Raw genomic sequence first — 685 nt, forward strand, 5'->3', positions numbered from 1 at the left:
TCGCGGCCGTCGCGGATCGCCTCGACGATGTCGGTGTACTGCCGGGCGTGACCGGCGGCGAAGTGGTCGGGTTCGGCCGGACCGCCGACGACGTGCTCCGGCGGGACGACCTCGTCCTTCTGGTCGACCGCACCGGCGACCGCCGTGGCGTTCGCGGTGGTGGACGCGGACTCGAGCGTCGCCGCGTCGGGGGCGATGTGGAAGTACGCCAGGCGGTCGTCGTCGACGATCGCGGACCCGTGCGTGCCGTAGACGGCGTACCGGGCGGAGAGGCCCGGGTACGCGGCGGTCGTGCAGTGGATGACGCCGAGCGCTCCCCCGGCGAACCGGACGGTGGCGACCGCGGTGTCCTCGACCTCGATCCGGTCGTGCGCGAGCAGGCCGGTCTGCGCCGAGATCTCGACCGGACGTCCGAGCGCCCAGACGAGCAGGTCGACGGTGTGCACGCCCTGGTTCATCACCGCGCCGCCGCCGTCGAGCGCCCAGGTGCCGCGCCAGTCGCCGGAGTCGTAGTAGCCCTGCGAGCGGTACCAGGCGACGCTCGCGAGGCCGGAGGTCACGGTGCCGAACCCGCCGTCGTGGGCGGCTGCTGCGACGGCGGCGGAGGCCGGGTCGAAGCGGTGCTGGCTGATGACGCTCGTCACCAGTCCGCGCGCTCGTGCGGAGGCGGCGAGGGCGGCGATCT

At 74.2% G+C, this 685-nt stretch carries 1 protein-coding gene; it reads right to left on the minus strand.

Going from position 1 to position 685, the window contains the following annotated elements; genetic code table 11:
* Window positions 1-685 (minus strand): Gfo/Idh/MocA family protein (locus BIV03_RS16755; protein ID WP_139202043.1); only part of this gene is annotated, 685 nt, incomplete at both ends.

Origin of the sequence: Curtobacterium sp. MCBA15_016, assembly GCF_001865105.1 — a bacterium.
GTDB lineage: Bacteria > Actinomycetota > Actinomycetes > Actinomycetales > Microbacteriaceae > Curtobacterium.